The 18232-nt window shown below is 52.0% G+C and carries 13 protein-coding genes and 1 tRNA gene; 7 read left to right on the forward strand and 7 right to left on the reverse strand.

All coding sequences use genetic code 11. The annotated features are described in order from the left end of the window. The first annotated feature begins 253 nt into the window (after nucleotides 1-253). The gene (locus ABD843_RS14835) at nucleotides 254-5167 is read left to right on the forward strand and encodes a PKD domain-containing protein (protein WP_345084808.1); all 4914 of its coding nucleotides are present in this window, start codon (nucleotides 254-256) and stop codon (nucleotides 5165-5167) included. A 101-nt stretch (nucleotides 5168-5268) separates the two neighbouring features. Here the strand turns inward: ABD843_RS14835 and ABD843_RS14840 are convergent, their stop codons facing one another. From ABD843_RS14840 to ABD843_RS14855, 4 genes are all read right to left on the reverse strand, one after another. Then, nucleotides 5269-6552, reverse strand: a complete 1284-nt coding sequence (locus tag ABD843_RS14840) for a serine hydroxymethyltransferase (protein ID WP_345084811.1) — start codon at nucleotides 6550-6552, stop codon at nucleotides 5269-5271. A 281-nt stretch (nucleotides 6553-6833) separates the two neighbouring features. Beyond that, nucleotides 6834-7709 carry a YitT family protein gene (locus ABD843_RS14845; RefSeq protein WP_345084814.1) on the reverse strand — a complete coding sequence of 292 codons (876 nt, stop codon included), beginning with the start codon at nucleotides 7707-7709 and terminating at the stop codon, nucleotides 6834-6836. A 9-nt stretch (nucleotides 7710-7718) separates the two neighbouring features. Continuing rightward, a complete protein-coding gene (locus tag ABD843_RS14850) occupies nucleotides 7719-8300 on the reverse strand; it encodes an HD domain-containing protein (protein WP_345084817.1) in 582 nt (193 codons plus the stop codon). A 108-nt stretch (nucleotides 8301-8408) separates the two neighbouring features. Further along, the gene (locus ABD843_RS14855) at nucleotides 8409-9635 is read right to left on the reverse strand and encodes an MFS transporter (protein WP_345084820.1); all 1227 of its coding nucleotides are present in this window, start codon (nucleotides 9633-9635) and stop codon (nucleotides 8409-8411) included. Nucleotides 9636-9714: 79 nt separating this feature from the next. On the opposite strand from ABD843_RS14855, the gene ABD843_RS14860 reads away from it, so the two are divergent. The 3 genes from ABD843_RS14860 to ABD843_RS14870 all read left to right on the forward strand — a co-directional run bounded on the left by ABD843_RS14860 (nucleotide 9715) and on the right by ABD843_RS14870 (nucleotide 11818). Beyond that, nucleotides 9715-10935, forward strand: coding sequence for a BaiN/RdsA family NAD(P)/FAD-dependent oxidoreductase (locus ABD843_RS14860; protein ID WP_345084823.1), 1221 nt, complete (start codon nucleotides 9715-9717; stop codon nucleotides 10933-10935). Between the two features lie 61 nt (nucleotides 10936-10996). Next, nucleotides 10997-11299 (forward strand): DUF4286 family protein, encoded by a 303-nt coding sequence (locus ABD843_RS14865; RefSeq protein ID WP_345084826.1) that lies wholly within the window; start codon nucleotides 10997-10999, stop codon nucleotides 11297-11299. 237 nt (nucleotides 11300-11536) lie between these two features. Further along, the gene (locus tag ABD843_RS14870) at nucleotides 11537-11818 is read left to right on the forward strand and encodes an HU family DNA-binding protein (protein ID WP_345084829.1); all 282 of its coding nucleotides are present in this window, start codon (nucleotides 11537-11539) and stop codon (nucleotides 11816-11818) included. A gap of 82 nt (nucleotides 11819-11900) precedes the next feature. Here the strand turns inward: ABD843_RS14870 and ABD843_RS14875 are convergent, their stop codons facing one another. After that, nucleotides 11901-12920 carry an NAD(P)H-dependent glycerol-3-phosphate dehydrogenase gene (locus ABD843_RS14875; RefSeq protein WP_345084832.1) on the reverse strand — a complete coding sequence of 340 codons (1020 nt, stop codon included), beginning with the start codon at nucleotides 12918-12920 and terminating at the stop codon, nucleotides 11901-11903. A gap of 62 nt (nucleotides 12921-12982) precedes the next feature. Further along, nucleotides 12983-13639 (reverse strand): hypothetical protein, encoded by a 657-nt coding sequence (locus ABD843_RS14880; protein WP_345084835.1) that lies wholly within the window; start codon nucleotides 13637-13639, stop codon nucleotides 12983-12985. A 22-nt stretch (nucleotides 13640-13661) separates the two neighbouring features. On the opposite strand from ABD843_RS14880, the gene purB reads away from it, so the two are divergent. The 3 genes from purB (at nucleotide 13662) to ABD843_RS14895 (ending at nucleotide 17302) form a co-directional block, all read left to right on the forward strand. After that, nucleotides 13662-15059: an adenylosuccinate lyase gene (gene purB, locus ABD843_RS14885; RefSeq protein WP_345084837.1), complete on the forward strand. Its 1398-nt coding sequence runs from the start codon at nucleotides 13662-13664 to the stop codon at nucleotides 15057-15059. A gap of 95 nt (nucleotides 15060-15154) precedes the next feature. Continuing rightward, a complete protein-coding gene (locus tag ABD843_RS14890) occupies nucleotides 15155-17122 on the forward strand; it encodes a KUP/HAK/KT family potassium transporter (RefSeq protein WP_345084840.1) in 1968 nt (655 codons plus the stop codon). A 96-nt stretch (nucleotides 17123-17218) separates the two neighbouring features. Continuing rightward, nucleotides 17219-17302: transfer RNA gene (locus ABD843_RS14895), tRNA-Leu, on the forward strand. Between the two features lie 281 nt (nucleotides 17303-17583). On the opposite strand, the gene ABD843_RS14900 is transcribed toward ABD843_RS14895, so the two are convergent. Further along, entirely contained in the window at nucleotides 17584-18144 is a 561-nt protein-coding gene (locus tag ABD843_RS14900; protein WP_345084843.1) for a dihydrofolate reductase family protein, read from the reverse strand. Nucleotides 18145-18232: the final 88 nt, after the last annotated feature.

Below are 18232 nucleotides of genomic sequence, written 5' to 3' on the forward strand. Positions count from 1 at the left end.
GCAGAAAGGCTGTTCCCTTAAAAATGGAGCAGCCTTTTTTGCTGTATAAGATGCTCTTCTGATGTTGGTGGAGGTAGGGTGGTCATGCAAGTGTAGAACGCCGGTCTACGGGAAGTGTATGTGGAAAAATAATTGAGTTTTTATACAAAATAAATTTTTCAAATTAGTGATCATTCTATAATTTTATACGACATGTGAAAGTATGCCCGGATCCATGTTCGGGTGTACACAAGAACCTTTATGAATTTACTGTATGGCCAAACTTTATCGTAAACTCCTATTCACGGTAGCATTCCTGGTTACCGCGCTGCCGCTCTTTGCCAATCACCTTGTGGGGATGGATCTTTTCTACACGCATGTAAGTGGCAATACTTACAAGATAACGCTCATAGCGTATGCCGATTGCGGTTCGGCAAGTACCACTTCTGCGTTCGGGCTGCTGCCTACCAGTACACCTACTGTACACATATACGATGGCAATATCCTGCACAACTCTATCAATCTTTCGGTGCAGGCCCCTTCGGCGGGGGTAGAGATAACACCTGTTTGTCCAGCCTTCCTATCGCTTACACAATGCACAGATCCGAGCTTTAGTACTCCGGGCATCAAAAAATTCGTTTACAGTGCCAACTACACGCTGCCACACGCATCATCGGTATGGCGTTTCATATTCACAGGTACTATGGGCGCAGGTGCGCTGGCCGGCAGGGCGCTGTCTATCACCAACATCAGCTCGGCGCCTGTAACATACATACAGCTCGTAGATACCCTCAACAACCTTAGCGCACCGAACTCTAACGTTACGCTTACCAGCGTACCCACACCGTACTATTGTGCATCTACGGCCAGCAACTACAATCCCGGCGCCGTGGATCCCAATGGCGATGCATTGAATTTCTCGCTGGTGAATGGCGCTGCAGGTAGTACCTCCAGTGTGCCCGGAGGGGATGTTACATATTTCCCGCCCTATTCGGGTACTTCGCCGCTTGATGCGAGCGCAATGTCGTTCGATAATGCCACGGGACAGATCAGCTTCACGGCAAGCTCGCTGCAGCGTTCACTGGTAGTGTACAACATCAGGGAGTTTCGTGGCGGTACCTTTGTAGGTTCCTGCCAGCGCGAGATGACCTTCCTGGTGCAGTCGTGTTCCAACACACCTCCCAATGGTAGTCTGTCGGGCGCCAGTGCGGGTACCATCACAGACAATACGCACTTCAATATCTGTCAGAACTCGGGTCCGTTCACGCTGAACATATTCCCCTTCCAGGCAGTTACCACCAACAATATAGTTGTTACCACATCGGGTCTGCCTGCGGGTCTTACATTTACCACTACAGGTAATAATACACCCTCGCCACACTGTGTGATATCGTGGAACTCTACAGGCGTAGCGCCGGGTGCATACACCTTCTATGTTACCTACACAGATAACAACTGCCCGCTCTCGGGTACGCAGACCATAGCCTATACAATAACCGTGTTGCCGCAGCCTACTATATCGCAAACGCTTCTGGCTGCTGCTACCTGTCTCAAGAAAGGTGCGATCACCATTACTCCCGGTGGCGGTGGTTTCCCATGGACAATAAAGGTGTCAAGGTTGACATCGCCCTTCGATACCATACAGACATTCGGTGGTTCTACCGGCGCCTTTACAGACAGCCTTTGGCCCGGCAACTATACTATTACAGCATTTTCTTCGGGTGCCGGCTGCAGGGCCACTACAACAGTGAATATTGCAGCGCCCTCTTTCCCCACACCTGCAGTTACGCTTACCAACCCCAGCTTCTGTGGCAACAACAATGGCGCCATCAGGCTATCGGGTCTTATAGCCGGTACTACAGATACAGTGAAGTATAACAGGAACGGCATACCACAGCCACCACAGCTATATACTGTAGCTGCTGATGGCAGTATCACTATTACTGGGCTCCTTGCCGGTACCTATAGCAACATAGTGGTGAGCTTTGGCAATTGCGCCAGCACACCGGTAGGGCCGTATTCGCTGGTCAATCCTGCATTCACCATGCGGGCTATCAGCGGTGTGAGTCCTACATTTTGTGGTGCATGCGATGGCTCTGTGACCCTCTTCGGGCTGAGGCCGGGTCAGCTCGATACCATCACTTACTGGAAGGATGGCGGTTTGCAGGCCCCAGTAGTTCGCCTGATAGGTGCTGATAGCCAGGTAGTGATAACAGGCCTTTGCCCCGGTACATATGCCAATTTCGTAGCGCGCACTTCGGGTATCTGCGTATCCAATGCGCTGGGCCCCGTGGTACTGGCCATACCTCCTTTTACCGCGCGCGCCATCACATCTACCAACCCACCATACTGCGGCATATGCACAGGCACTATGACCATATGGGGGCTACGTCCCGGCCAGACCGATACCATACACTTCTGGAAGGATGGCGTACCGCAAACACCCGTGGTGCGTACCATAGGTACAGATAGCACTGCCACCATCACCGGGCTGTGCGCAGGTACTTATTCCAATATCATAGTGCGTACAGCAGGTATATGCGTGTCTAATACGATGGGCCCTGTGACGCTTACTGTGCCTCCCTTCACGGTACGTACACTTTCGTTCACCAACCCTCCATATTGTGGTATCTGCACAGGTACTATCACACTTTACGGTCTTTATCCCGGCCAGACAGATACTATCAGGTTCACAAAAGATGGTGTGGCCCAAACGCCTATAGTGCGTACTGTAGCGGTGGATAGTACAGTTGTTATCACCGGGCTGTGCGCAGGCCTGTACGACAATTTTGAAGTGCGTACAGGTGGTGTATGTGTGTCCAATATCATTGGCCCTGCCAACCTCACTGTACCGCCCTTCACTATGCGTGCAAGCAGTCATGTGAACCCCGACTACTGCGGTATATGCAATGGTGTGGTGAGGCTGTATGGTCTTTATCCCGGGCAGACAGATACTATATACTACAAGAAAGATGGTGTAGCACAGCCGCCGCATGTGCAGCTGGTAGGCCCCGATAGTATTATTACTATCTCCGGTCTTTGTGCAGGTATGTACAACGACTTCGTGGCGCGTACAGGTGGTGTATGTATGTCGAACATACTGGGCCCGGAGAACCTTACCGTGCCTGCCTTCACTATGAGCTACCTTACATTCACCAACCCGCCATACTGCGGTATATGTACAGGTACCATCACACTGCATGGTCTTTTCCCCGGCCAGCTAGATACAATAACCTACACCAAGGATGGTGTACCGCAAACGCCTTTCGTGCATGTAGTGGCAGGCGATAGTACCATTACCATAACAGGCCTCTGCGCCGGTCTGTACGACAACTTCGTAGCGCGTACGGGTGGTGTATGTGTGTCCAACACACTGGGCCCTGCCAATCTTACTGTGCCTCCGTTCACCATGCGTGCGCTCAGCTTTACCAACCCGCCTTATTGCGGTATCTGTACAGGTACGGTCACACTTTATGGCCTGTATCCCGGCCAGGCCGATACCATATACTTTACCAAAGATGGTATAGCGCAACCGCCTGTAGCAGCTACCGTGGCTGCCGATAGCACCATAGTGCTTACCGGCCTGTGCGCAGGGCTTTACGACAACTTTGTGGCGCGTGCCGGTGGTGTATGCGTATCGAACACACTGGGCCCTGCTAACCTCACAGTGCCGCCATTCACCATACGCGCTCTTAGTCGTACCAACCCTACCAAGTGCGGTTTCTGCGATGGTATAGTAAGGGTACATGGGCTATATCCCGGCCAGACAGATACTATAAGCTATACTAAGGATGGTGTGCCACAAACACCGGTGCCATATGTAGTAGGGCCGGACAGCATAGCTGTGATAGCCGGTCTTTGCGAGGGTACCTACAGCAACTTCGTGGCCCGCACGGGTGGTGTATGTGTGTCCAATTCGCTGGGCCCCATCTCGCTTGTAGATCCGCCCATAATACCTGCGTTCGATTTCTTCGTACAGCTTAATTGCAGTGCCGATACCGTGACCTTCACCAATAATTCCTCACCGGCATCAGACCTTACCTACAGGTGGTTCTTTGGCGATGGCGATTCTTCTGTACTCACAAACCCGGTGCATATATATACCCTGCCTGCTATCTACAAGGCAAAACTGATCATTACCAATACCCGCTGTGTAGATAGCATAGAGAAGGATATACCCATCACCAACCTGGTAAGAGCAGGCTTCACGGCCACGCCCGATAGCTTTGTATGTACCGGCGATCCTGTAACGCTCACCAATACATCGCTCGGTTTCAACCTCAATTACCTGTGGTCGTTCGGCGATGGCGCATCAGCTACTTCAAAAGATGCGGTACACACATATAGCCGCACAGGTACCTATCAGATAATGATGGCGCTGTCGAACGATGTGCCCTGCCGCGATACTGTTTATACTACTATGATGGTAGACTCTATAAGCAAGGTGAGCATAACTGCCACAGACTCGGTTTTGTGCGGTGGTAAGACCGTTACTTTCACCGCCATATATGCGGGTATAGGCAATACAGGCATACTGTGGTCATTCGGTGACGGCTCTACTATAGCCAATGTGAACCCTGTGGTACATGCCTTCGATCGTCCGGGTACGCTGAGTGTGAGGATAGATGCCTTCTACCGTGCATGCCCCGATACCTTCGCTACCCGTACCACATGGGTGTACGATCATCCGCAGATATACCTGGGCCCCGATGTTTCGATATGTGCGGGCAGCAACCCAATAGTGATATCGGACAGGGATAATGCAAATGCCATGGGTATGCGCTGGCAGTGGAGCACAGGCAGCCGCGATAACAGCATAACCGTAGGTGCGCCGGGTGTATACTGGGCAAAAGCAATAGTAGATGGCTGTACCACGACCGATACTATAGAAGTGAAGCAGGACTGCTATATGGATGTGGCCAATGCCTTTACGCCTAATGGCGATGGTATGAACGACTACTTTATGCCAAGGCCGCTGGCAGGTAAAGGGCTGTCTACCTTTACAATGACCATCTACAACCGCTGGGGCCAGATAATATTCGAGACCGAGAATATAGAAGGTCGCGGATGGGATGGCCGCTACAATGGCGCTGCACAGCCCGAGGGTGTGTATGTGTACAAGATAGATGCCGCCTTCAAAGATGGCCAGATGGAAAAACGACAAGGCAATGTGACCCTGCTGCGATAACAATCTTGCAAGAAGAGATATAAAAGGAGAAGGCTACCGATCGGTAGCCTTCTCTCCTTTTATAGTTATGTATGTAATGGTAGGCCTGAAGTGAGGCTGATCTATGCAGTATACTCAGGGTAGAGGGGGAATGACCTCATGAACTCGTTCACCTCGCCTTTTACGGTGGTTATCACCTGCTCGTCATCGGCAGACATAAGTACCCTGTCTATCCAGTTTACCACCTGGGCCATATCGGCGGCACGCATGCCGCGTGTAGTGATGGCCGGTACACCTACGCGTATACCCGATGTGATGAATGGCGACTTATCGTCGAACGGCACCATGTTCTTGTTGATGGTGATATCGGCATGTACCAGTGTGTTCTCGGCCTTTTTACCGCTTATGTTCTTGTTGCGCAGGTCTATGAGCAGCAGGTGATTGTCCGTACCGCCCGATACTATGTTGTATCCTTTCTCCAGGAAGCTGGCGGCCATGGCCTGTGCATTCTCTATTATCTGCTGCGCATACACGCCGAACTCTGGCTGCAGTATCTCGTGAAATGCCACAGCCTTGGCGGCAATCACATGCTCCAGCGGGCCGCCCTGCGTACCGGGAAACACGGCCAGGTCTATCAGTTGGCTCATCATGCGTATCTCGCCCTTGGGCCCTGTGATACCGAAGGGGTTCTCGAAGTCTTCCTTCATAAGGATGAGGCCACCGCGCGGGCCACGCAGGGTCTTGTGGGTAGTAGTGGTAACGAAGTGGCAATGATCGAACGGGCTGCGCAGCAACTGGCGGGCTATCAGGCCGGCCGGGTGCGATATATCGGCCATTACCAGTGCGCCTACTTTATCGGCTATGGCGCGTATGCGGGCATAGTCCCAGTCGCGGCTATAGGCCGATGCCCCGCATATGATGAGCTTCGGCTTATGTTCCAGCGCCTGGCGCTCCATCATGTCATAGTCTACAAGGCCGGTCTCGCGCAGTACGCCATAGTGTACCGCATTGTACAGCTTGCCCGAGAAATTGACAGGCGAGCCATGTGTAAGGTGGCCGCCCATACTCAGGTCCAGCCCCAGTATGGTATCGCCGGGATGCAGTATGGCCAGCATCAGGGCTGCATTGGCCTGCGCGCCACTATGCGGCTGCACATTGGCATATGCTACGCCGAACATCTCTTTGGCCCTGTCTATGGCCAGTTGTTCACTTTTATCTACTACCTCGCAGCCGCCATAGTAGCGCCTGCCGGGATAGCCTTCGGCATATTTATTGGTCATAACGCTGCCCATGGCCTTCATCACCTGCATGCTGGTGAAATTCTCAGAGGCTATCAGTTCCAGCCCCTGGCGCTGGCGTTCCAGCTCTTCGTTTATCAGTTCGGTAATGAGCGTATCTGGTCGCATAAATGGTATCGTATTGGTGAGACGATGTGCAAATATACTCTGCTAATGTGAGTAATGCGGCAATGCGATAATGCGGGAAATGTGGGGCAATGTGATAATGTGCGGGGAATGCGACAATGCGAATAATGGGACAATGCGGTAGAATGTGAGAATATCACATTTGTCATATTAGCACACCTGCCGCCTGATAAAGAAAATTCCACATTTCCCACATTATCGCATTCCCCCACATTCCCCGCATTATCGCATTGTCGCATTAGCGAATCACATTGCCGCATTCCCTAATGCCCCCTGTGGTGTTTCAGAATGCCGCCGGCGGCCTCTTTTATGGTGTTGGTGAAGATGAATGCCTTAGGGTCTATGCCATGCACCACATTGCGCAGGCGGCGCACCTCTAGCCGGGTAACGATGGTAAAGACTATATCGCAGTCGTGATGTACCTCGAAGCTCTCCTTCATATAGCCGCGTTCGCCCTTGTAAATGGTAATGCCACGGCCCAGTTGCATCACCAGTTCTTTCTTTATCTCGTCGCTCTTGCCCGATATGATGGTGACGCCCGTGTACTCTTCCAGGCCCTCTATCACATAGCTGATGGTGCGCGAGGCGGTGAAGTAGGTGAGCATAGAGTAGAGCGCGGTCTCCAGTCCCAACTTCATGGCCGCTATCAGGAAAATGATGGTATTGAGGCCCAGGATGATCTCGCTGATGGTGAAGCTGCTGCGCTTCAGCGTATATAGCGCCAGCACCTCTATGCCATCTATGGCGCAGCCGCCACGCATGGCCAGCCCTATACCTATACCCAGGAAGAAACCGCCGAATATGGATACCAGCAGCTTATCGGACGTGATAACGGGGTAGGGTACCAATGTAAGGCATATGCCCAGGCATATGATACTCGCCAGCATCTTGAAGGCGAATGTTCTGTTCACATGCATGCCCCCTGCTATGATGAAGGGCAGGTTCAGCAGCAGTATGACGATGGCTATATCGTAGTGGTACAGCTCGTGTATGAGCAGGGATATACCCGTTACACCACCATCGAAGAAGTGGTTGGGGATAAGGAAACTTTTGAGTGCGAAGCCGCTGATAAGGGTACCTGAGATAGTGTATAGAGTATCTTTTATTGCGCGAGGTATGTTGCTGCCAGCAGATGTCATCGGGAGGTACTATTTTTTTATTTTCGATCTTATGAGCGCAAGATGCTCCTCTTTTTTTGCTTTTCGCAATTTTTTTGCCGAAGTGGTGAAATACTTATGCCCTTCCAGGAAGCGCACCTGCAGTTTGTTCCACTCGTTCTCGGTATTGATGAGGCCGTACATACACAGCTCGTCGAACAGGTAGTTGCCTATCTTGAAGAAATCATCGCGGCCCAGGTAGTCCAGGTCGGCATCGCAAATTATCTTTTCCAGTTTGTTGTGCGGGGTCTGTGGTATGCGTGTGGCCATTATCATGCCGCAGATACGTTCTACCTGCTCGGCGGTATAGTCATATTCGGGCAGGTACTGGCGGGCTATGTCGCAGCCCAGTTTCTCATGCTCTTTCTGCTGCACAAGAAAGCCCGAATCGTGAAAGAGCACAGCGGTAAGCAGCAGGGTCAGGTCCTCACCCTCTACCTTTTCCAGCTCGGCCAGTTGCTCTGCAGCCTTGTATACATCTTTTATATGGCCCAGGCTATGGTAGGTGAGGTTTTTGGGTAACTCTTTTTTCAGCTTGTTCAGTATGAACTTCTTTGCCTTCTCGAACTGCATACGGTGCCGTATTTAAACTACAATAAAAGTATAAAAATATTTCAGTAAAATAATTAGATACAAGACGGTATGTTTTGCAGCATAGACCGGTTCACGGGAAGGTGACCCTTATGCTTTTGATGCCAGCGGATAGCGGTCCTTGTTCAGGCGCAGCCAGTTGAAGCCCAGCGCACATATGGCACCTATGGCGCCTACTGCCAGCCACAGGGTGTAGAAGCCCAGGTGCTGCGCTGCCTGCCCCCCGCTGTATGGGCCTATCACCTGCGCTACCGACCATGCGGCGGTATACAGCCCGGCATACTGCCCACGGTTGTGGCTATTGGTGCGCCCGCTCCAAAAAGTGTTCATAAAGGGCATAGACAGCATTTCCCCGGCAGTTACCAGCACGGTAGAGAACAGGGCCAGCAACATGCCGCCCGTACCCATGTTCAGCACTACAAAAGAGAACGCACATAGCAGGCAGCCTGCCACTATGAAGCGCATATAGCCGCTGCGCTGCTCCAGCGTATATACCAGCGGCATTTCTATAAGGGTTATCAGTATACCGTTGAAGGCCATGGTGATGCCTATCTGTGATGGGGACAGCAGCAGCTTTTGCTTGAAGAACACCGGTATGGTGGCGAACAACTGGAAGAACATGGTACCGAACAATACGGTGAGCGCTATGAACACCATAAAGGGCACATCGCTAAAGGCAGAGTGGCTTTTTACCTTCGGCCCCGCATCTTTATGCGATGGGGTGGCGCTGTTGCGCGACGGTGATAATACCGCTAGCAGCAGTATGGCCGCGCCTATATTGGTGATGCCGTCTATCCAGAAAAGCAGGCTGTAGTTCTTGGAAGCAATGAAGCCACCCAGCGCCCCGCCGAATGCCCAGCCCAGGTTCACTGCCAGCCTGTTCAGCGAATAGCAGCGGGTACGGTTGGCATCGGTACTGTAGTGGGCCACGGCCGTAGCATTGGCCGGCCTGAAGGTCTCATTGAGGGCTGCCAGCACAAAGGTGCATATACATATATGTGTATAGTCCTTTAGCTGGCCCAGCACCATGAACAGTATGCCGCCACACAGCAGCGACACAAGCTGTATGTTATAGAACCCGAATTTGTCGGTGAGCTTGCCGCCCAGTATGCCGCCGCATATGGCCCCTGCACCGAATATGGCCATCACCAGCGCCGCCCTAGCTATGGTGCAGTGCATGGTGTCGGTAAGGTAGAGGGTCATGAAGGGCACCACCATAGTGCCCGACCTGTTAATGAGCATCACCAGCGACAGCCACCATGTGGCCGGTGCCAGGCCGGTATATGCGTTCTTGTATAGGGTGGTGAGCGTTCTCATTTGCAGGGCCGCAGGCGAAATGTGCCTTCGGTAGAAGTAAGTGTGTGCAAAGGTATGTGTAATTATATTTGTGCTACCGATGAAGATAGCCATAATAGGTGCAGGGGCCGCAGGATGCTTTGCTGCTGCCAACATAGCCCGCCGCAGCGGGGTAGAGGTAGCCCTGTTCGAGAAGACAGGGAAGGTAATGCAGAAGGTAAAAGTATCGGGTGGGGGCAGGTGCAATGTGACGCACGAATGCTTCGATATACCCACGCTGGTAGACCGTTACCCGCGTGGCAGGCAACTGCTGCGCAAATCGCTCTACAGGTTCGGGCCGCAGCAGACCATAGACTGGTTCGCTGCGCGGGGTGTGCGGCTGAAGACCGAGGACGATGGCCGCATGTTTCCCACCACCAACGACTCGCAGACCATAATAGATGCCATATGGCAGGAGATGCAGCAGCAGCAGGTGCTGGTATATTATCACAAGTCTGTGAAAAGGATAACTATACGGCCCGGTGAGGCGCAGCGTTTCCTCATAGAGTTCGCCGATACATCGGTATATGCTGCCGATAAGGTATTGATAGCGGCAGGTGGTTTCCCCAAGGCCGAGCAGTATGAATGGCTCACAGCCACGGGGCACCATATAGAAAGCCCTGTACCATCGCTCTTCACCTTCAATATCCCGAAGCATCCCATCACAGAGCTTATGGGTGTAAGTGTGCCCGATGCCGCCGTAAAGGTGGCAGGTGCAAAGACCACACAACAAGGTCCGCTGCTGATAACACACTGGGGCATGAGCGGCCCTGCAGTGCTGCGTACATCGGCCATTGCGGCCAGGGAACTTGCTACATGCAGCTACGAGTTCAGGGCCGTGGTGAACTGGTTGGGCGCTACCACCGACGATGAGCTGCGGGAGCAACTGCAGCAACTGCGTATGGAGCATGGCAAGCAGTTCGTAGCACAGAAGAACCCCTTTGGCCTGCCACGCAGGTTGTGGGAGTACATGATGCCACGCTGTGGCATCACCGACCAGACACGCTGGGGTGATATACCCGCGGCCGCACGCAACAAGCTCACAGAGCACCTGCTGCGCGATGTCTACAATGTATCGGGCAAGACCACCTTCAAGGAAGAGTTCGTGACGTGTGGCGGCATAAAGCTGACCGAGGTAGATGCGCAGACCATGGAGAGCCGCGTACACAAGGACCTTTACTTTGCCGGCGAGATAATGGATGTGGATGGCATAACGGGCGGCTACAACTTTCAGCATGCATGGAGCAGCGGCTACACAGCGGCCATGGCCATGCAGCAGTGATGCAGCATATGCGCAGTTCGCGCACATTGGCCTACATTTACTTTTCTAAAGAATAGCAACGATGATAGTATACAACGTGACCATAAAGGTAGAGGCCGATGTGGCCGACGAATGGGTGAGCTGGATGAAGGACGAGCACATAGCCGATGTGCTGAGCACGGGCCTTTTTACCGAATGCCGCCTGTGCCGCCTGCTGGAGCAGGACGAGGCCGAAGGTGTTACCTTCTCTGCACAATATACCTGCGCCACACTGGCCGAGTACAACAAGTATATAGACGTACATGCCCCGGCCATGCGCGAAAAGGGCTTCAAGCGCTTTGGTGGCCGCTTCGTGGCCTTCCGCTCGGTGATGGAAGTAGTGTAGGTACGGCTATTTAGTGAATTTGCAGCAAACGGTGTGCGTTTTATATCATGCTTTCATTGCGGCCCGGCAAAAGTTATGCACACGGTATCACCAATAATTGCTTTATATGAGGAAACCTGCTACTGGCAAGGGTTTTAAGGCGAAAATATTTTTTCTTCAGTGTTTGGAAGTGTGCTAAACGTAAGTATATTTGTTCCATCCACAAAAAGATCATTTCACAACAAAAAACAAACAGTTATGAACAAAGCTGAGTTAATTGACAAGATCGCTAAGGACGCAGGCATCACTAAGGGTCAGGCAAACGACGCGCTGGACTCTTTCACCAATGCTGTGATCACTACGCTGAAGAAAGGTGACCGTGTTACGTTGGTAGGCTTCGGTACGTTCTCTGTATCTGAGCGTTCAGCGCGTAATGGCCGCAATCCCCAGACCGGCGCTGTGATCAAGATCAAAGCACGCAAAGTTCCTAAGTTCAAAGCAGGTAAAGAATTCTCTACCCGTATCAGCAGCAAGAAGTAATACTTCTGCATGCACAACGGTAAATGATAATGGCGCTGATACAGCGCCTTTATCATTTTTATCACTTTGCTACAGGGTTGTATCAGCTCATCATCTTTTCCAGCTTCAGAAAGCCCTCTGCGGCGGGTGTACCCTGCCATAGTATATCATATATCACGGTGGCCATGGGCAATGGTATAGCGTACATGCCCGATATGTGCTGCATGCCGCGCGCGGCATAGTAGCCCTCTGCCACCATGTTCATTTCCAGTGTGGCAGCTTTTACAGAGTAGCCTTTGCCTATCATGGCGCCGAATGTGCGGTTGCGGCTGTGCAGCGAGTAGCATGTCACCAGCAGGTCGCCCAGGTAGGCGCTGGTATGAAAGTCGGGCTGCTCGTCGGATGGGTGTACCTTTTCGAAGTGGCTTTGCAGGAAGCCATACATCTCGCGGTAGCAGTTTGTAGCATATACGCTCAGGAAGTTGTCGCCATAGTCCAGCGAGTGGGCTATGCCTGCGCCTATGGCATATATGTTCTTCAGCACGGCGGCGAACTGTGCGCCCCATATATCGTGATTGCTGGTAGTATTGATATAGCTGTTGTTGAACGCTGCCTCTACGGCCTGTGTCAGTTCGTCGTTCAGGCCCGAGAAGGTGAGGTAGGAGAGGCGTTCATAGGCCACTTCCTCTGCATGGCATGGCCCGGTGATGGCCACATAGCGCTCCAGCGGCATATTGTATGCTGCTGTCATGTGGTCGTTCAGCAGCAGGTTGGTATCGGGCAGCACACCCTTTATGGCCGATATCACATTCTTTTGCCGCCACACCTCGGGCGGTATCTCGTTCATCACACCCTGTGCATATGCCGATGGTACGGCCACTATCACCGTATCGCATTGCTGCAGCATGGCGGGCAGGTCGTTGGTGGGCAGTATGGTATTGGGCAGAAAGCGTACGGACGTAAGGTAGTGCGGATTGTGGTTGCGGTCCTTCAGGTGGTCTATGGCCTCCTGGTTGCGCACCCACCAGTGAATGGCGCGGCCATTATCTGTAAGTATCTTGGCAAGGGCAGTGCCCCAGCTTCCATTCCCTATTATGCCTACCTGTCCTAATAGATCTTTCAATTCCTGTAGAGATGATGAGCCTCAAAAATACGCTATTTGCAATAAGTAGGGTATGACGGGTATTAGCCGGTCACCGGTACTATGGTGAACCTGCGGCATGCCAGCTCTTCCAGTTTTCGCTTGCTCACCACTATGTTTATAGGCCTTTCGGCCAGTTGGGCAGAGAAGAAGAAGTTGCACGGCCGGTCGTTATCCTTTTCGTAATAGCCTTGTTTCCCGGTGGCCCGTATCCTGGGCGCTATCGCTTCCACATATTCCCTGTCTATACCATAGTTGCGCAGCATATTGATGATGGCCTTTCGGTTCACCAGCAGCGTATCCAGCGAGAGGATGTTATCGGCCGTAAGGTGCAGCGACCGCTCACGCGGGGGTATATCATTACTTATATCGGCCCGTATCCACGATAGCAGGTAGTACCGGGTACGTTTGCCTGTATCGAAGAGCCAGCCGGGTGTCAGCTCGCCACTGCTCCTCAGGAAATCTACCTCGAAGGCGAATGTGGGCAGGTCCTCATTTATATACTGCGATACCGCCTTTTCGTCTATCAGCAGCTCTTTCAGGTCTCCTATATCGCATATGGTATCTATGCCCTGTAGTTGATGCTCCTTGTCGTTGTAGCGCCGGTAACTGGTGGTATGCTGCGGGTAGAAATACCTGTCCAGGTACTGCATCAGGGCAGTATCTGCGGCATGGTCCATATCTCTGAGCGTACGGGGCATGGGGGTAGAAATATCGGTGCGGATGATGGTAAAAGTAATAATAAACCCTGCGCTAACTATCTTTGCACCCATGGAACTCAATGCGCTATCTGCTATCAGCCCCATAGACGGGCGTTACCGCTCACAGCTTGCTACTCTCGCGCCTTATTTTTCCGAGTACGGCCTTATAAAGTATCGCGTGCGCGTAGAGGTGGAATATTTCCTCTTCCTGGCCGAAAAGAAGGTGATAAAGCTGCCCGCCGGGCTGAAACCCGCCAAACTGCGCAGCATTTACCAGCAGTTCACCGAAGAGGATGCGGCACATATAAAGAAGACAGAGCGCACCACTAATCACGATGTGAAGGCAGTAGAGTACTTCCTGAAAGAAAAACTGGAGGCCATGGGTGCAGGCGACAGTGTAGAATGGATACACTTCGGCCTCACCTCGCAGGACATAAACAATACGGCCGTACCCCTGTTGTGGAAAGAGGCCATGGAAGAGGAATTTTTGCCCCTGCTGCTGAACATGCACCTGCACCTGTACCACCTGGCGCAGGAGTGGCAGGGTATACCCATGCTGGCGCGTACACATGGCCAGCCGGCATCGCCCACTACACTGGGCAAGGAGTTCATGGTGTTCGTAGAAAGGCTGGAAGGACAGATAGACCAACTGCTGAACATACCCTTTGCGGCCAAGTTCGGCGGGGCTACGGGCAATTTCAATGCCCACCATATAGCTTTCCCCGGTATGGACTGGGTACGCTTCGGCAACGACTTCGTAGAGAAGAAACTGGGCCTGGAGCGCATGCAGTACACCACGCAGATAGAGCATTACGACAACCTGGCCGCACAGTTCGACACCCTGAAGCGCATCAATACCATACTCATAGACCTGTGCCGCGATGTATGGCAATATATAAGCATGGAATACTTCCGCCAGAAGGTAAAGGCGGGCGAGATAGGCAGCAGCGCAATGCCGCACAAGGTGAACCCCATAGATTTTGAGAATGCCGAAGGCAACCTGGGCATAGCCAATGCCCTGTACGAGCACCTGGCGGCCAAGCTGCCCATAAGCCGCCTGCAGCGCGACCTTACCGACAGCACCGTACTGCGCAACATAGGCGTACCTATGGCGCACAGCTACCTGGCGCTACGCTCTATAGAAAAGGGCCTGGGCAAACTGCTGCTGAACAAGGACAAGATGACCGAGGACCTGGAGCGCAACTGGGCCGTGGTGGCCGAGGCCATACAGACCGTGCTGCGCCGCGAGAACTACCCCAAGCCCTACGAGGCGCTAAAAGAGCTCACCCGTGGCAAAGCCAGCATCAATAAGCAGGATATACATACATTCATAGATACACTGAAGGTGAGTGCCAAGGTGAAGAAAGAACTGAAAGCCATAACACCGCACAACTATACCGGGGTAGATCTGGCCTACTAGGAAAGATATTAACGAGTGGTTATGTGGTTTTTTTGATTTATGCTATGCTTTCTGTATAACTTTGCATCCGCTTTTTAACTAATAAAGCGAAGGGTTTGGGAAAAGATCTGCACAAGGCGTCTCTTGCGGGCTTCATCATAGCGCTCGGCATTATATATGGAGACATAGGTACATCGCCGTTATATGTGATGAATGCCGTATGTAATGGCAAACAGATAAGTGAACTACTGATAATAGGTTCGCTATCCTGTATCATCTGGACCATAACCCTGCAGACCACCGTCAAGTATGTGATGTTCACCCTGCGGGCCGATAACAAGGGCGAGGGTGGTATATTCTCGCTCTTTGCCCTGGTGCGACGGCATGGCAAATGGACGGTCTTCCCGGCCATGGTGGGTGGCGCCGCCCTGCTGGCCGATGGTATGATAACACCGCCCATATCGGTCACATCGGCCATAGAGGGGTTGCGCAATATACCCGGTATGCATGGCATAGGCACGCATACCATCGTATCTATCGTACTGGCTATCATCGCGCTGCTGTTCTTTTTTCAGCAGTTCGGCACATCATCCATAGGCAAGGCCTTCGGCCCTATCATGACGGTCTGGTTCCTGATGCTGGCAGTATTGGGCATATACCAGCTATATATGGCCAACGACTGGGGCGTGTTCAAGGCGTTCAATCCCTATTATGCCATAAAGCTCCTTACCCAATACCCCAAAGGTTTCTGGATACTGGGCGCTGTGTTCCTTTGCACTACGGGTGCCGAGGCCCTCTATTCCGACCTTGGTCACTGCGGCCGGCAGAACATCCGCATCTCCTGGCCTTTTGTAAAGGCATGCCTTATCCTCAACTACCTGGGCCAGGGCGCCTTCCTGCTCAATGTGCATAGTGATGCTGCATGGAATGCCCTTGCCAAGAACCCCTTCTACGAGATAATGCCCGACTGGTTCATCATACCCGGCATACTCATAGCTACGGTAGCGGCCATCATAGCCAGCCAGGCCATGATATCGGGCTCGTTCACCCTCATCAGCGTGGCCATAAAGCTGAACCTGTGGCCCAAGATGAAGATCAACTATCCCACTATGGAACGTGGCCAGTTGTTCATACCCGGCATCAATACACTGCTTTTTGTGGGCTGTGTCATCATTACGCTCTATTTCCAGCGCTCATCCAGCATGGAGGCCGCTTATGGCCTGGCCATAGCCACTACCTTCATCATGACGTCGGTACTCTTTTCGTACTATATGTTCATCAAGCGGGTATCGCTGGTGTGGGTGGGTATATACCTGCTGGTGTACCTTACCATAGAGCTGTCCTTCATCACTGCCAACCTTGTAGAGAAATTTGCCGAAGGCGGCGCTATCACCGTACTGATAGCTGGCGCCATATTCGCAGCAATGATCACTTGGTTCAAGGCGCGCAAGATAAAGAACCGCTATGTTGAATTCGTGCGGCTGGAGAACTACATACCCATACTGCAGGAACTGAGCAACGATGTGAGCATACCCAAGTACGCCACCCACCTGGTATACCTTACCAGCGCCAATAACCCCAAGGAAATAGAGCATAAGATACTTTACTCTATACTGTACCGCAAGCCCAAACGTGCCGACATATACTGGTTCGTGCATGTAGATGTATTGGACGACCCCTATACTACCGAATATGTGGTGCAGACCATAGTGCCCAACGAGATAATAAGGGTCGAGTTCCGCCTGGGGTTCCGTATGGAGCATAAGATACAGTACATGTTCAAGAAGGTGGTGGAAGAGATGGTGGCCAATAAGGAGGTGAACGTGGTGAGCCGCTACGAGTCGCTGAGCAAGAACAAGGTGATGGGAGATTTCCGCTTCATAGTGATGGAAAAGTTCCTGTCGCGCGACAACTCCCTGCCGCTGTGGGAGCGCCTGATAATGAGGGGTTACTTTATACTCAAAAAATTCAGCCTGTCGGAAGAGCGTGGTTTCGGTCTCGACTCTTCGGATGTGACGCTGGAGAAATATCCCATCATCGTATCGGCCACGTCCGATATAAACCTAAGGAGGATATTCGAATAAGCGCCGAACGTATCAGTAAAATAATTCTCTGAGTACACATTTGGCAGAACCAAAAACTTGCTTACTTTTGCACTCCCTGACACACAAGTCAATGATGCCCAGATGGCGAAATTGGTAGACGCACTGTGTTCAGGTCGCAGCGCCTTCACGGGTGTGCTGGTTCGAATCCAGTTCTGGGCACATAAAAGCAAAGACCCGCTCAATGAGCGGGTCTTTGCTTTTATACCAATATCGAAATTCGCGGTCGCTATTTCTCTATATTTACCCTGTTTGGCGTAGTCTCCGACTACGTCATGCTGGCTGTCGATCTCCAGATCGACGAACATATTACCGCTACGACAGATCTACAAACTCCCCAAGGGCAACCCCATACACACTGGTCTGGAGACCGCGTACCGCCATGACGAAGTCTAGAAACTTCGCCGAACTACTTTTAAGTTTGCCGAATTACGCCCGACCGGTCACTGCTTTGCATACTTTAGCGCAACATGTCCTGAGTCGAATATCTTTGAACCCACAAGCTTTAGATACAGGCTTTCCTCCAGGTTCGTGGTATCTAAGATGCGTCTGCCGGCTCCTGCTATTATTGGCTGCACCACTATATGAAATTCATCTACCAGGCCCAGTGCTATTAGCTGCGAGGGGATATCTACGCCGCCGGTAGAGATATTTCCGCCCGGCTGCTGTTTCAGCTTTAGTACCTCGTCCCTTAGGTTCCCACGAATGATGCTTGTATTCTTTCCTTCCACCTTATCCAGCGTGCGCGAACAAACGACCATATTGTTCACTGCAGCAAAGGCAGTGGCAAAGTCATTCATTGCTTTTGTACTTCCCGAACCATTTTTTGCGATATCAGGCCAGAAGGGCACCATCAGTTCGTAGGTCTTTCGGCCATACAGCAGCGTATCCGAGTCCTGCATCAGTTGTGTGAAATACTCATGTACCTCCTCATTGCTATCCCCTTTGGTATGATCGCAGCAACCATCCAAGGTCAGGTTTATTCCAAAGATCAGCTTTCGCATAGATTTTTAGTTTCTTGAAAATAGCTACTTTTTTCAACTTTAGATCTCCTTGTCCCACAGATCTTCCTTCTCGATCCTTGGCGGGAGG

The organism is Nemorincola caseinilytica (assembly GCF_039540515.1).
Classification (GTDB): domain Bacteria; phylum Bacteroidota; class Bacteroidia; order Chitinophagales; family Chitinophagaceae; genus Nemorincola; species Nemorincola caseinilytica.